General features: G+C 35.3%; 11 protein-coding genes. 8 read left to right on the top strand and 3 right to left on the bottom strand.

Annotation, left to right across the window (positions count from 1 at the left end; all coding sequences use genetic code 11):
* Nucleotides 1–305: 305 nt before the first annotated feature.
* On the top strand, nt 306–839 hold the full coding sequence (locus OZD64_RS05785; protein ID WP_070357044.1) for an HK97 family phage prohead protease: 534 nt from the start codon (nt 306–308) through the stop codon (nt 837–839).
* Between the two features lie 135 nt (nt 840–974).
* Nucleotides 975–2,594 carry a coiled-coil domain-containing protein gene (locus OZD64_RS05780; RefSeq protein WP_274999495.1) on the top strand — a complete coding sequence of 540 codons (1,620 nt, stop codon included), beginning with the start codon at nt 975–977 and terminating at the stop codon, nt 2,592–2,594.
* On the opposite strand, the gene OZD64_RS05775 is transcribed toward OZD64_RS05780, so the two are convergent.
* Both OZD64_RS05775 and OZD64_RS05770 read right to left on the bottom strand, forming a co-directional pair.
* Entirely contained in the window at nt 2,578–3,753 is a 1,176-nt protein-coding gene (locus OZD64_RS05775; RefSeq protein ID WP_274999494.1) for a CCA tRNA nucleotidyltransferase, read from the bottom strand. The two genes, OZD64_RS05780 and OZD64_RS05775, sit on opposite strands and share 17 nt — an antisense overlap.
* Nucleotides 3,754–3,828: 75 nt before the next feature.
* The gene (locus OZD64_RS05770; protein WP_274999493.1) at nt 3,829–4,755 is read right to left on the bottom strand and encodes an OTU domain-containing protein; all 927 of its coding nucleotides are present in this window, start codon (nt 4,753–4,755) and stop codon (nt 3,829–3,831) included.
* A gap of 117 nt (nt 4,756–4,872) precedes the next feature.
* Between OZD64_RS05770 and ychF the strand changes: the two genes are divergently transcribed.
* From ychF to OZD64_RS05745, 6 genes are all read left to right on the top strand, one after another.
* Nucleotides 4,873–5,967 (top strand): redox-regulated ATPase YchF, encoded by a 1,095-nt coding sequence (ychF, locus tag OZD64_RS05765; protein WP_010962597.1) that lies wholly within the window; start codon nt 4,873–4,875, stop codon nt 5,965–5,967.
* Nucleotides 5,960–6,088, top strand: coding sequence for a hypothetical protein (locus OZD64_RS06755; RefSeq protein ID WP_348994354.1), 129 nt, complete (start codon nt 5,960–5,962; stop codon nt 6,086–6,088). Before ychF ends, OZD64_RS06755 begins: the two co-directional genes overlap by 8 nt.
* Before the next feature lie 146 nt (nt 6,089–6,234).
* Nucleotides 6,235–7,428 (top strand): ankyrin repeat domain-containing protein, encoded by a 1,194-nt coding sequence (locus tag OZD64_RS05760; RefSeq protein WP_070356816.1) that lies wholly within the window; start codon nt 6,235–6,237, stop codon nt 7,426–7,428.
* The gene (locus OZD64_RS05755) at nt 7,421–9,226 is read left to right on the top strand and encodes a pentapeptide repeat-containing protein (protein WP_274999490.1); all 1,806 of its coding nucleotides are present in this window, start codon (nt 7,421–7,423) and stop codon (nt 9,224–9,226) included. The genes OZD64_RS05760 and OZD64_RS05755 overlap by 8 nt, the downstream gene beginning before the upstream one ends.
* Nucleotides 9,210–9,815 (top strand): guanylate kinase, encoded by a 606-nt coding sequence (gmk, locus tag OZD64_RS05750; RefSeq protein WP_038198779.1) that lies wholly within the window; start codon nt 9,210–9,212, stop codon nt 9,813–9,815. Before OZD64_RS05755 ends, gmk begins: the two co-directional genes overlap by 17 nt.
* A gap of 294 nt (nt 9,816–10,109) precedes the next feature.
* A complete protein-coding gene (locus OZD64_RS05745; RefSeq protein WP_038198760.1) occupies nt 10,110–12,008 on the top strand; it encodes an ankyrin repeat domain-containing protein in 1,899 nt (632 codons plus the stop codon).
* Here OZD64_RS05745 and sdhA read toward each other — a convergent pair.
* Nucleotides 11,980–13,779: a succinate dehydrogenase flavoprotein subunit gene (sdhA, locus tag OZD64_RS05740; protein WP_038198759.1), complete on the bottom strand. Its 1,800-nt coding sequence runs from the start codon at nt 13,777–13,779 to the stop codon at nt 11,980–11,982. The genes OZD64_RS05745 and sdhA overlap by 29 nt on opposite strands.
* Between the last annotated feature and the right edge of the window lie 397 nt (nt 13,780–14,176).

Raw genomic sequence — 14,176 nt, 5'->3', positions numbered from 1 at the left:
TCAATAGGTTGCTTATAATCCTAACTATAGTTAGCCTTTCATAAGTAGCGATGCAACAAAGCCATCCCAGTGTCAAGCACTGGGATGACAAAAAAAGGAGGCTACTCGGATGACAGGAGAAGGTACTGCCGTCATAAAGGAACCAGTTTCAGCTACTTTCATGACATCGTTGTAACATTGTACCATATTACAATTTAGCGTTTTTAGTAACTAAGAAAGTGCTTCCCCCTTTTAGAGCACTGCATATAATAGAATTATATCGCAGTGCATTGCGAAACAAAATTCCCAATACTACAGGAGGCTTTATGAATAAGAAATTTCTCTATTCACCATTGTCAATAAAAAGTATAGGAGAAAACGGTGTATTTTCTGGTTATGCGAGCGTTTTTAACATAGTTGATAAACAAAATGATCTGATATTGCCCGGAGCATTTAAGGAAAATTTAAACAGAAATAAAATAAAACTCCTTTGGCAGCATAATCCTGACGAACCTATAGGTAGTATCATAGATATTTATGAAAATGATGTTGGCCTGTATATAACCGCACATTTACTTTTGGGTATTCAGAAAGCAGAAGAAGTGTATTTGATGCTCAAAACTGGGGCAATTAACGGACTTTCCATCGGCTATATACCTATAGAGTATGATGTTGATCATAAAAGTGGAGCTAGAGTGTTAAAACAAGTGGAATTATGGGAAGTCAGTTTGGTCACTTTTCCTGCAAACTTGGCTGCTCAGGTAATCAATGTGAAAAATCAGAACAATGAACAGGGAGTGTTAGCAAGAGCGATAGAAAAAGCAAATGCTGTACTTGCAGACATGTACATTTCTGCTTAAAGTGTATTAGGCGGGCAAAGACTTTACCATAATTTGACACCTGAGTTAGTATTTGTTTAACATTTATACTAATATATATAACTTTATTACTATTAAAATTTTCTGTAAATTAAAGTTAAAAAATAAGGTAATTTTATGCTAAATATTAATAATAAGGAAAAAAAATACAGCTGGTCTACTGTATTTGCTTGGTTATATCTAAAAACGATTGGACGAATATTGCCCAAGAGATGGAATAGATGGGCAGAAAATATTTTGTACTACGATAAAACTACTGCAAACAATGAAGTTCAAACTGATGCTTTTAAGACAATAGATGGAAGTGTTCAAGTTGACTTAAAACCTGAAGTTGTAGAGAAAGAGAGCCAAAGTGTAGTGATAAACAAAGATGGAGGGGTTCAGACTGATGGAGTAGCATTGATAACAGAGGAAGATGATGAAGCATTAGAAGAACAGCTGGAGGGCATAAATCAGGAATTAGAACTTGAACGTTTACAAAATGCTTCCTTAAAAGAAGAAAATAGAGAATTACGATCTGCAATTGAAGGACTTGAAAAGAGTTATAAGGGACTTACAGAAGATGCAGGCGAACAAGAAGAGGATAATGAAAGTCTGCAAGCACAAATAATAGAACTTAAGAGTAGGTTAAAGGACAAGGAGGATAAATTAATTGAATTGAATCAACAATGGCAAGCTAGCAAATTAGTGGCTTTACTTAAATCACAGACTGATAAATTGTGTCAGGCTAAAGACAAAAATACTGAATTAGAAAATAAAGTCAGTGACTTAGGTCATGAAAACAAAGCTCTACGATTAAGTGTGAATACATTGACTGCTCAATTGGGTGAAATGGAGAACTTGGGGAAGCAATTACAAAGTGTTCAAGAATCTAAACAACAATTGGAGATTGATTTAGAAGGTCAATTGAAAGCTGACACTAAGAAACTACAGGAAGCAAAAGAAGGTCAATTGGCTAAAAAGGCAGGTGCAGTGAGTACAGTATCTACTGCAAAATCAACTCTTTCAAAATTACGAAACTTGCCCAATAAGCTTTCTAGGGATAAGGGTCTCAATAACTTTTTATCTGGGAAAAACGAGGAGTTAAAAAAAGGTTTTCCTGAATTTAAAGAGAAACACTTTTGCCATAACGTGCTTAATGAAACTATAAAGTCTCTATCAAATCAAGATGATGGCAAATTTGAAAGCAGTAAGCTGCTTGAATTATTAGAAAGTAATTTGAAACAATCCGCAAGGGAGATCATAGAAGCTAAGGTTAAAGAAGTTGTCAACGAACATTGTAACATTGGAAAAAATATGGGTAAAGAACTACGAGATGACACGTTAAAAGCCAAGTTGTCACCTTCTGTTAGAAAATGCGTAAAAAAATTAGAATTTAACAAACCAGAAGGGGTAAATAAGATTGTAGACTCTATCTTGCACAGCTTTAATAGCAAGAATAATAATAATAACGACTCAGGAGAATTGCTTAAAGAAATTGTTACAGGAAAATTAACAGAGGCTAAAATGAAATGTTTTTCAAATAAGATTCAAGAGTTACAACTGGCATTAAGCATAAGAGATAAATTTTTATCTCCAGATCAGGGAATGTGTAATCAAACTCAAGGAGGAGTAAACGAATATCAATTAACAGAAAAAGCTAAAAAAGAACATATACCTAATTCCTCTATGAGTTCCCCTAATATTGCAAGCATACATTCATTGAACAGTCAGAAAGCAGTTAGAATAGGTTCTTAGCATAAAGCACCAGCTCCTCTTTTGTTAAAGTGTAGGAGCTATCTTCCCAATGTTGTTTTAGCAATTCCAAGTTTCTACCTAAACTTTTTCCTGGCTGGTGACCTATACTTATTAAATCATCGCCAGATAAAGGAAATTTTGGAATATTGAATGTGTTAGCAAATGAAATGTATTCATCAACATTTTCTCCAGACTCAACACCACAAATTTTCACTAAATCACAATATAATTCTCTACCAAATAAAGATATGTATTTTTTTTGCTCTTTTTCTGAGAGTTCTGTTTTGATATCGTTGGATAGTAAAAATAGCAGCTTTTTCTTTTGCTTGTTCGAAAGACGTAAAAATTTGCTTACATATTCTCCAAGACTTAACCTGTCATTTTTTTTAGTAGCCCTAAGGAGTAACGCTAATTTTACTAGTGCATCAGTGCCCAAAAGAAGTGGCGAAGACAGAATTTCGCATTTTACTTCTTTTGGGATAATCTTTTGCAAAACATCAGATTCTTGCATGCTCTTAAGTGTTGGAAAAGGATCATTGCACTCCAGCAATTTAAGTATTTCATCTCTTATTCTCTCTCCAGAGAGGTTTTGGATCATATGCGAATGCTTTTTGCATACGCTTAGTATTTCATCACTCAAATCTCCGACACATATTTTTGCATGAAAACGAAAAGCTCTTAGAATACGTAGATAGTCTTCTTTAATTCTATCTTCAGCGTTGCCTATAAAGTTTAACCTTCGCGCTTTTAAGTCCTCTATACCACCAAAGTAGTCATATATATGGCCATGCTTATCTGCATACAGAGCATTAAATGTAAAGTCGCGCCTTGAAGCATCCGCTTGCCAATTATTGGTAAATTCTACTTTTGCATGCCTACCATCACATTTCACATCATGCCTTAGTGTCGTAATTTCAAAAGACCTCTGATTTAGAATCGCAGTGATAGTTCCATGTTTTAAGCCAGTTGGAATAGTTTTTATATTACGGAGTTTTAGCGCTTTAATCGTTTGATTGGGAAGCAAATTAGTAGCTAAATCGATGTCGTGGACATCACGCTGCAAAATTGAGTCTCTCACACACCCGCCGACAAGCCTAGCCTCACCACCAAATTCCTCTATGGCATCAATAATTAAACTAGTCTCATGGTCAACTTGCATTTAGGTTAGTACGTACTGCAAGTTCATATTATATGAAATGCTTGCAAAAGCCCTATATAAAAATATACAGGGCTATTAAGATTTTACAAGTTGTGGTGCTCGTTGTTGATGAAATGGTTCTGCCATCGATTCCGTACCACATCTTAGTAAACTTGAAGGGTTTTGCTGCTCTATGCGCTGCTTTATATCACGAACGCACTGCCCTACAACATCACCAATTTTTCCATCAGCATTTTCTGCCAATAACTTATCAAATCCCTTTTCAACCTCTGCTCTCTCAGAGATATCCTTTGAAAGGTTACAATATTCTAAGATCTCGTCTAGCTGCAGTTTTTTTGCTAATAGGAAATCTTCTTGCTCTTGTTTAAGTTTGGTTTCCTCTTGCAGTTGTTTTGCTGAACTTTTATTTCTATCAAGCAATGGTTCGAAATGCAATCCGCCTTTGTTTATTATATGCACAGTACTACTATCATCATAATCAACTTTATTGTATTCACCTGCACTTTTTGAACCTGAATTGTCTATTAATTCATGCAAAGACAGATCTTGGTTATCAACAGTCTGGTTCTCTATAACATGTAGCTTTACCTTATACTTTTCACAAAGTATTCTGCCTTCAACGTCAGGATCACCCCACCTACTGTTACGCATAATGTCTGCTGTATAATCATCTACAGTTTCACTACGGTGCTGGCCATTGTTATCATGACTATTGACAATTGCATTTGTAAACCACTTTGGTGGATTCTTTTGCGCAAATTCCCTACAATCATTTCTTAATTTTTCGGCAGTAACTTGCTCTCCTGTCTGTTGTTCTAGACTTTGCCTGAACGAGTCAAAAAAACAGCTTCCATTACCAATTGCTTGTCCTACATAGAAATTGTCAGGGTAAGGGTTACTATTTAAAAGAGTTATTTCTTGCCCTGAGATCCTGGGCCTTTTTATTCCAACCTCAACATCATGAAAGTCACTTGGTAGTTTCCGTTTCTTAGCTGTAGTCATAGTTTTACCTTAATTTAAGCTATATATTACTATACCAACAAAATTGTCAATAAGCGACTAATTAAGTATAGCAGAAATTTTTAAATTATGCAATAGTTATAATTTTACATAGCAAATATGAGTTTTAACTGCGGTATAGTTGGGTTACCAAACATAGGAAAATCAACCTTATTTAATGCGCTTACAGAGTCAAGTGCAGCCGAAGCTGCAAATTATCCTTTTTGCACAATCGAGCCAAATATAGGCAAGATTTCGATAAAAGATCAACGTTTGAAACAAATCGCAGCAATTGCAGGCTCAGAGAAGGTAATCTACAACCAATTAGAAGTTGTAGATATTGCAGGTCTGGTAAAGGGTGCGAGCAAAGGCGAAGGGCTTGGCAATAAATTTTTAAGCCATATCAGAGAAGTTGATGCCATCGTTCATCTGCTCAGGTGCTTTACGGATGACGATATCAGCCATATACACAGTAAAATAGATCCAATATCAGATGCTGAAGTGGTAGAAATGGAATTAATCCTAGCTGATATTGATAGCATAGAAAAAAGGCTTCCTCAATTGGAAAAGAAAGCAAAGCAAGGTGATAAAGAGCTAAAGAGACAACTTGAATTAATGCAAGAGGTATTAGCTACTTTAAAATTAGGTAAACCTGCAAGAAGTTTGGAGAATATCAATGAAGATGAGATGAAGTTGCTTCAATTGCTGACAACAAAGCCCGTTATGTACGTTTGCAATGTTGAAGATACAAATGTTATAACTGGCAATGAATTATCTAAAAAGGTAGAGAGGATGGCGGAGGAAAATAAAAGCAAATTTTATTGCATTTCAGCAAAACTCGAAGCAGATATTGCAAATCTTGATAGTGAAGAGGAAAAACAGAGTTTTTTATCAGAATTTGGCTTACAAGAATCAGGCCTTGATGGAGTAGCGCGTATTATGTATGAAGTGCTGAGTATGATAACTTTCTTTACTGTGGGCCCCAAAGAAGCACGTGCATGGCCAGTAAAAATAGGGTCAACAGCCGATAAAGCAGCAGGTGTAATCCACACTGATTTTGAGAAAGGCTTTATAAAAGCAGAGACAATAAGCTTTGCAGACTACATAAAGTATGGAAGTGAATCAGCTTGCAAAGACGCAGGAAAAATTCGCTTTGAAGGCAGAGATTATATCGTGCAAGATGGCGATATAATGCACTTTAGGTTTAATGTGTAGTTTATTATGCAGCCACTTATTTAAAGTTAAGTTTTCTGGATCCCAGTGTCTGGGCACTGGGATGACATCCTCCCTAGCGGAGATTGCTCTCAAACCACAATGTTCGTACAGTAAGCACTGACCACTTTGCTTCAATATTTGCGATGCCCCTGAACAGATACAAAAAATCTATTGTTTTTTTATAAATTAAATCCTAAGGCATTTTTTACTGTAGATTAATCATTTGATTATAGTATCATTTTAATTAAGCTTATGCTTGGGATATTTATGAAGAATATTTTATATTTTATATTATTAGCTGTCGTATTCGGATCACCCATCCTGTTTGCCGTAGAGCAGCTTGAAGAAAAGAAAATTGAATCAGTTCATAAAAACGAAAATGTAGGTGTAAGGAAGCAAGATAGCACAAATCAAAAAGATGAGTTAAAAAGCAACGTCGATGCTAAACAAACACAAGAGGCTGAGAGCAAAAGATTAGACGGCACTACCGATAAAGAGAAACTGCAACACAACGAGAACAAAGCTTTCGTGGTTGAAAAAACTATAAGTGAAGGTGAAAGGATTGATAAAGATTTGCCAAATGACCAGCTAGAAGGAAGCACAGACAAATTTGCTCAAAATTTACCAAATGTGGCCAATAAAGAAGTGAATAAAGATTTGAAACCAGAGCCTTTGCCTTTAAGTGCTGATTTAAATGAGAATACAGCTAACCCGCAAAAAAATCTACAAGCTGATCAGAAGATTGATATAAAAGATAATGAACTTTCAAAAAGTGATGCGAGTCAATTATTAGAGGGAAAAAAAGAAAAAGTAGAGAATCAGTCTGAAGAAAAAAAAGTGAAAGAAACAAACAGTAATTCCAAGGACCGCAATAGAGTAAAACCTATAACTAAAAAAGATGAAGAAGAGCAAAGTGAAAAGAAAAGTTTACAAAAATGGACAAAGCTAAACAGAGAACCAATAAAAGAATGGGGTCATAAAGACATACAAAGCAAGTCAATATATAAACGACAATATGATAGCCTTAATGAGCATCTTCCTACAACTGTGTTTATTGATGATTACAGTAAGCAATTTTTTTACTGCATTAAGAAGAACAACTTAACTTGCTTAAGAGGAGTAATAAGTAAGCTAGAAAAAATTGGATTAACAATTCAAGAGATACTAAGGTTTAGAAATAAATTGGGTGATACTCCTCTCATTTATTCAGTTAAACAAGGTGAGGTAGACATAGTGCGCTTTCTCTTATTACAAGGTGCTGATCTTAGAGTAGTTAACAATAATTTTCAATCCCCAATTGATATAGCAATCGAAAAAAAGCAGATCAATATAATAAATGCGATTGCCGAAATGATGCCACATCTTTTGGAGGATAGAAAAATAGACAATAAAGAAAGCTCAGCAATGTACGATTGGGCTGTGAAAACGAAAGAAATACAGTGCGATAAGCAAGATGATTAGATTTTTGATATTAATTTTAGTTGGTCATTTATGTTATGGAAACGAAACAAATGATGAAAAAAATCAGATTAGTGATTTTTTAAACGCTTTGCGTGATGCAAAATACGTATCTTACAGTAAAAAAGACTTTGCTGAATTTTTGGTGCAGTGCCACAAAGAGGGCGTGCCAGAAGATTTTAAGAAAGGTTTTGGTTCTAACTTAAATGGAGCTAATTTTAACCAACTGTACCTAAGTAAATCTGTTTTTGATGGAGTAAGTCTGATTGGTGCCGATTTTTCTAACACCGATTTATCCGATGTGTCTTTCATTGATGTTGATTTACGTGGTGCTAATTTTTCCAATGCTAATTTACATGGCATTAAAATAAAAGGTACAAATTTGAGTTTTACAAAATTTGTTTCTGCAAACTTAACAGATATCGTATTTGATCAGTCTAATGTTAGTTATGCTGATTTTATCAGTTCCGATCTCAAAAAAGTAAGTATGCACAACGTAATTGGTTTGCATACTAATTTCTCGAATGTGAAAATGAATTTCTCCAACTTATCAAACTCGAATGTTAGCCACGTAAATTTTAGTGATAGTGAAATAAACGATACTGTTATGCAGAAAAACAACCTTGATAATGCAAGTTTCTTTGGAGTGGATGCATATAAATTAAAGATACAATTTTCTTCATTAAAAAATGCTAACATATATGGTGCAGAGTTAAAAGAATCAGACTTTACAGGTAGCAATCTTTCCGATGCTTGCCTTAATTCTTCTATCATAATTAACAGTAACTTCGACGAAACTGATTTAAGCAACACACAAATTTCCTATGTGAATGACGATAATTCAAGTTTTGTTCAATCTATACTAAATGGTTCCAAGATAAAACATGCATATGTTTCTGAAGCAAATCTTCATGATGCTGATTTATCCAATATTGATTTTAGTTTTAGTGAACTGCATCAAGTTAATGTCTCTAATGCTGACATTCGTCACGGAAAGTTTCATAATACTAAAGTTGCAAATTCTAACATGAATGGCTCATTTTTTGACCATTCACTATTCACCTATGTGAAGATAGAAGATTCAGACCTTTCTACAACTTCAATGTATAAGATAAAAATCCAAGACTCTCAAGTTTATAACAGTACACTTTCTCGCCATAATATTGATTCCAGTGAAATAGAAAATTCAACATTCTTTAATTTATTAGCTGATAATTCGAGTTGGTCCAATTTAAAAGTAACTAATTCAAATTTTATTGAAAGCGATTTCAGATCTTCTTTGCTTCACGCTAATGCCTTTAGGAAAACTAGTTTTTTTCTTAGCAATTTGAGTAATGCAACAATTAGTGATATGTCTTTTCACTCTTCAAGCATATATAAAAGTTCAGTTGCTGATGTTCATTTAACAGATTGCAAGTTTGATAATTCGATTTTGATTGACAATCAAGGACAGAAAAAACTTGCAGGGTTAGAAAATGCTATAACTTCAATTGGAGATTTGCAAGAGAAAATATCACAGGGTGAAAAATTTAATGTAAATTATTCTGACTTTGAATTTAAGAATATGAATTTAGAAAATGCCGATTTTTCTAATTCAACATTGAGTAGAGCAAAGTTTGTAAACGTTAATTTGAATAAGGCAAATTTTGAAAAAACCGATTTGCGCTATACTGTCTTTGATAACTCTTCTCTCATTGGCACCAACTTATCAAATTCTAATTTAGAAGGTTCTAGCTTTTTAAACTCTGATCCAAAAAGCACCATGTTAAAAAATGCAAAGAAAAATGACCGTAAAAAGTGAGGGCGTATTATTGGTTCTATCCTCCCCTTCTGGAGCTGGAAAAACTACTATATCAGCAAAATTACTTGAGCAATCAACTAATTTAGTTAGGTCTGTTTCTATGACTACACGCAAGCCTCGCCCCGGCGAAATAAATGGAAAAGACTATTTTTTCGTTACCGAAGAAAAATTTCACGAGTTATGCAAAGCTGGCCAAATGCTTGAATACGCCAAAGTTTTTGAGAATTTTTATGGTATACCAAGAGATTTTATAGAGCAAAACCTGAGCAGTGGAATAAGCGTTTTACTCAGCATAGACTGGCAAGGAGCATTTCACTTATTCAAGCTCATGAGAAAAAAAGTTGTGAGTGTTTTTATACTTCCCCCTTCAATGGAAGAGCTTAGGTTGCGTTTGCAAAAGCGTAATAGTGATGATGCAAGCGAAATAGAGCGCAGATTAGCCGAAGCTCAAAAAGAGATAAGCAAACGTGATAAATATGATTATGTAATAATCAATGATGATATTGATAAAAGTGTAGAAGAGACAAGCTCCATACTAAATAAAGAAAGACTTAAAAAACTAAAAGAAAAACCAAGTCTGGAAGACTGATAAAAACATCAATTTGGATATTTGCAGCTATAGTTTCTTATCCTATTTTAGCCAATAGCACATTTCACAGTTTAGCTATATTTATTATTTTTTAAGATTAAATGGTTAAAATAGTAGCAACTGTTCAAGTGAGGTTTAACTATGACGGCAAATTTTCTCACAGAAATTAATTTTCTGCCTTTCCACCTATATTTTGATCACATATACAACGTTTAGCTCAATTTAAAAGTCAAACTTCTTGGTTGTTAGTTTAGTGCTGACAACTTAAATAGCTTTTAATATTGAGGTTTTAGTATGGGTATAGATATAACTGCACTAACTACTAATGCAGATAAATTAGGTGAATGCATAGATAAAAATAAAAAGCAAGAGCAGGATAGAAAAGACGAGCAATTGTATGGCATTATAGAGAGAAAGGTAAAAAAAGAAGAACACAAGCGTGAAAAACCAAGAGGTCAAGATGGAACCCTCAAGAAGTGTAAAAGGTTATTTGAAAAAGATGCTAGTCCTGAAGTATTAACTAAATTAGAAGAATCACTTAGAGAACAAGAAAAATATTATAGGTATTATGTCCAATGCTTCCTTCCAGTGCTAGATAAAGCAATAGAACGATCGAAAAAAATATCAAATGAAACAAAAGAGCGAGTAAAGCAAGCAATTTCAGAAATTACTTATAATAGCAAATATTGTAACCAAAATGATCGTAGGGACAGTGGAATTGAAAGTGACTACAGTAGCGATGCTGGTGATGATTATGAGAAACATTCAATCAGTAACCCTAATACAGCAAATGAAGATCAAGAAGTAGAGAAAAGCAACGAAATAACAAATAGCAATGCTCTATTACTAAAAGCGATCAAAAATGGAAATAACAGGAAATTTGAAAAATATCTAAAAGATTGTACGGATATTAGCAGCATAAAAGATGAAAAAGGAAACAATATTTTACACCTTATCGTATCGTTGGAAAAGAAACAGAAACGCAAGTTTCTAGGTATTCTAATAAAAACGGTCACCAAGAAAGATCTAGCACAACTCATTAATAGTGAAAATCAGACCCCTCTTCAGGTGGCACTAATTAACAAGATAACAAAAGAAAAACATGAGTCTCACACAATCCAAGATAACGATAACACACTTAAGTTTCTTACAAAATTGTTAGAGCATGGAGCCAGCCATGATCAGTTAGAATTACCTGAGGAAAGCTTAAAAAAATTGTCTAAGGGGCAAAATGAATACTATTGTAAATTTTTAAAGAAATTAGCTAAAAAGGCTGAGCTAAAGCAGGAAATAAAAATCAAGACAGAAGCAAAAGTTAAAGAAATTGTGGCACATACTGTAAACACTCCAAATAGTAATAGTGATTATCCGTTACATTTAGCAATTAAAAATAATGATAAAGAACTTTTTAAAGAACTATTGCAAGAGGGGGCGAACATTAGCCTTGAAGGTGCAAATAAAAATAATGCCTTACACCACATTGCTTTACTTAAAGGAGAATATAAAATCAAATATTTGAAGTTAATATTAGATTTTGAAAAAAAAGGAGTAATATCTTCAGAAAAATTGCATAAGGCTATAAACGCTCAAAATAAAGATGATAAATATCCAGCGCAAGTTGCTTTAATTAGACAAACAGAGAAGATACCTAGTAAGTTAAAAGACTTTTCTAGGTGGGTTAGATCAAGGCCCACAAAACATTATTATACTGCTGAATTTTGTGCAGAATTGTTACAAAATGGTGCTGAGAATAAAAGTGACCATATAACAATACCTAAAGAGCATCGTAAGCAAAAATATTATCAGACTACAAAAAGAATCAAAGATATAACAGGTGTTAGCCCTGACCCAGAAACACAAGAAGAACTTGAAGAGCATTTTTCTAAGAAGAATGCTCGTAAGAATATAAGTCTTCCAGTAAAATGGATACTCGGAGGTTTAATTTTTGCAACAGTATTTAGTGCTTTAGCAGGAAACATGATAGCTGCAGCCGCTTTATCGGTGACCATAGCGGTTTGTGCAATGTGTTACCCTATTTACTTAAAGTTAGAAAATGCTCTTAATGCTAGAGCATCAGATCAATCAGAGCATACAGAAAACCCAGCTACTAAAATGAGCGATGTATCAATACTACGTCAATTCATGAATAAGCTAGATGGGCTGACTAATAAACCCTCTTCTCTGGCGCTATGAAATCAATCTCACCGCTCAGAGTTTTTTCAGCCACTTTTTTATAATCAATTTTTACGTTAATTTGCCCTTTCTTTTCTTCAAGCCACGCTATAGTGTGCTTCATCCAGTTTTTGTCATCACGTTCAGGAAAGTCTTCACGAGCATGTGCACCTCTGCTTTCCTCGCGATTAGCTGCGCATTCCATGGTAATAACCGCTTGTGGGATCATGTTAGCAAGCTCCAGCGCTTCAACTAAATCACTGTTCCACATCATACTGCGATCCTCAAGTGAAATATCAGGCATCATTTTTGCTACCTTTTTTATAGCTTTTTTGCCTTCTTCTAAAACTTCAGCAACACGGAAAACTGATGCGTATTTTTGCATAGTGTTCTGCATTTCACCGCGTATTTTTGCTACTTTTAGCCCACCGGAAGCAAATCGCATTTTATTAAATCTATCTACTATCCAGTCTGTGCAGTCTGAATGCAATTTTTTATGTGGTGTACCGGACTTTAGCTTCTCTTTTGCTCTGAGCGCTGCAGCTCTACCAAAAACCACAAGATCAAGAAGCGAGTTAGAGCCAAGTCGATTTGCACCGTGCACAGAGACACACGCAGCTTCTCCAATTGCAAATAGTCCATCTACTACCTCTTCCTTACCTTGCTTCAGCGTGATCACTTCTCCATAATAATTGGTTGGAATGCCACCCATGTTATAGTGAACAGTCGGAATGACCGGTATTGGATCTTTAGTGACATCAAGTCCAGCAAAAGTTCTTGCGGTTTCGCTGATGCCCGGCAATCTGAGTTTTATTACTTCCGGATCAAGATGCGCTATAGTTAAATACATATGATCTTTTTTTGGTCCAACCCCCCTTCCCTCTCTAATTTCAATTGTTATTGCGCGACTTACCACATCACGGGAAGCTAAATCTTTTGCTTTTGGTGCGTAACGTTCCATAAACTTCTCGCCCTGAGAATTAACGAGGTACCCCCCTTCACCACGGCATCCTTCTGTCATCAAGCACCCTGAGCCATATATTCCTGTTGGATGAAATTGTACAAATTCCATATCTTCAAGTGGTAATCCAGCCCTTACTACCATGCCATTACCATCACCTGTGCAGGTATGCGCACTTGTTGCAGAGAAATAAACACGTCCATATCCACCTGTTGCTAGCACCACTCTATGCGCACGAAATCTATGTAATGTGCCGTCGCATAGCGACCAAGCAAGAACTCCGCAGCATGTTTCGCTATCCATAATTAAATCAATCACAAAGTATTCAACAAAAAATTCAGCGTTGAATTTAAGACACTGCTGATATAGAGTGTGAAGGATTGCGTGCCCAGTCTTATCTGCTGCCGCACAAGTGCGCTGCGCTGATTTTCCTTTACCAAAGTGAGTTGTCATTCCACCAAAGGAACGCTGGTATATTTTGCCATCTTCTGTGCGAGAAAAAGGTACGCCAAAATTTTCAAGTTCAATAACAGCTTTAGCAGCGTTTTTACACATATATTCTATTGCATCTTGATCACCAAGCCAGTCTGAACCTTTTATTGTGTCATATGCATGCCAGCGCCAATCGTCTTCACCGATATTACCTAAAGCTGCACTAATTCCGCCTTGTGCTGCAACTGTATGACTTCGTGTAGGGAAAATTTTAGAAATGCAGGCAACTGAAAAATTAGTTGCAGCCATCCCAAGCGTTGCTCTGAGCCCTGCTCCACCTGCACCTACTACTACCACGTCATACTCATGTTCTATGATCTCATACGCTGACTTATCCATATTTACTTATTTTATCATTACAGGCTTATGATATCACAGAAGTAGAAAAAATCTATACAAGTTTTCTATAGTTAAGACGTCATGCCGCCGCGGCGCTAACAAGTAGCGGGATGACAGCAATCCTACGTCATACCGCCGCAGTATCTCAGCCACTAACACGTAGCGGGATGACGAGCTTATTGTCATGCCGCCACGAACCGTCATACCGCGATTCATTCGCGGTATCTCTAGATCCCGCTAACAAGCAGCGGGATGACGATTGTCGTTTAGCTATAAATATTAAGAAATTTACCAAATGAAAAAAAAGGCAAAAGAAGCCCCGTGGTTATTATCCGCTTTAAAATATTGGCGTTTTTTATGTTTTAAACGCTTGACAAGCGAAATTCAGCTGCTTTTA

The sequence above is a fragment of the Wolbachia endosymbiont of Drosophila tristis genome (assembly GCF_028981745.1).
GTDB lineage: Bacteria > Pseudomonadota > Alphaproteobacteria > Rickettsiales > Anaplasmataceae > Wolbachia > Wolbachia pipientis.
Note: the sequence above shows the minus strand (reverse complement) of the source record. Positions and strands in the feature narration are given on the sequence as shown.

What these genes read in the sequence shown, in the direction of transcription:
- ychF (WP_010962597.1), top strand. Translation starts at nt 4,873, where the DNA reads ATGAGTTTTAACTGCGGTATAGTTGGGTTACCAAACATAGGAAAATCA.
- sdhA (WP_038198759.1), bottom strand. Translation starts at nt 13,779, where the DNA reads ATGGATAAGTCAGCGTATGAGATCATAGAACATGAGTATGACGTGGTA.
- OZD64_RS05770 (WP_274999493.1), bottom strand. Translation starts at nt 4,755, where the DNA reads ATGACTACAGCTAAGAAACGGAAACTACCAAGTGACTTTCATGATGTT.
- OZD64_RS05760 (WP_070356816.1), top strand. Translation starts at nt 6,235, where the DNA reads ATGAAGAATATTTTATATTTTATATTATTAGCTGTCGTATTCGGATCA.
- OZD64_RS05745 (WP_038198760.1), top strand. Translation starts at nt 10,110, where the DNA reads ATGGGTATAGATATAACTGCACTAACTACTAATGCAGATAAATTAGGT.
- OZD64_RS05785 (WP_070357044.1), top strand. Translation starts at nt 306, where the DNA reads ATGAATAAGAAATTTCTCTATTCACCATTGTCAATAAAAAGTATAGGA.
- OZD64_RS05780 (WP_274999495.1), top strand. Translation starts at nt 975, where the DNA reads ATGCTAAATATTAATAATAAGGAAAAAAAATACAGCTGGTCTACTGTA.
- gmk (WP_038198779.1), top strand. Translation starts at nt 9,210, where the DNA reads ATGACCGTAAAAAGTGAGGGCGTATTATTGGTTCTATCCTCCCCTTCT.
- OZD64_RS05755 (WP_274999490.1), top strand. Translation starts at nt 7,421, where the DNA reads ATGATTAGATTTTTGATATTAATTTTAGTTGGTCATTTATGTTATGGA.
- OZD64_RS05775 (WP_274999494.1), bottom strand. Translation starts at nt 3,753, where the DNA reads ATGCAAGTTGACCATGAGACTAGTTTAATTATTGATGCCATAGAGGAA.
- OZD64_RS06755 (WP_348994354.1), top strand. Translation starts at nt 5,960, where the DNA reads ATGTGTAGTTTATTATGCAGCCACTTATTTAAAGTTAAGTTTTCTGGA.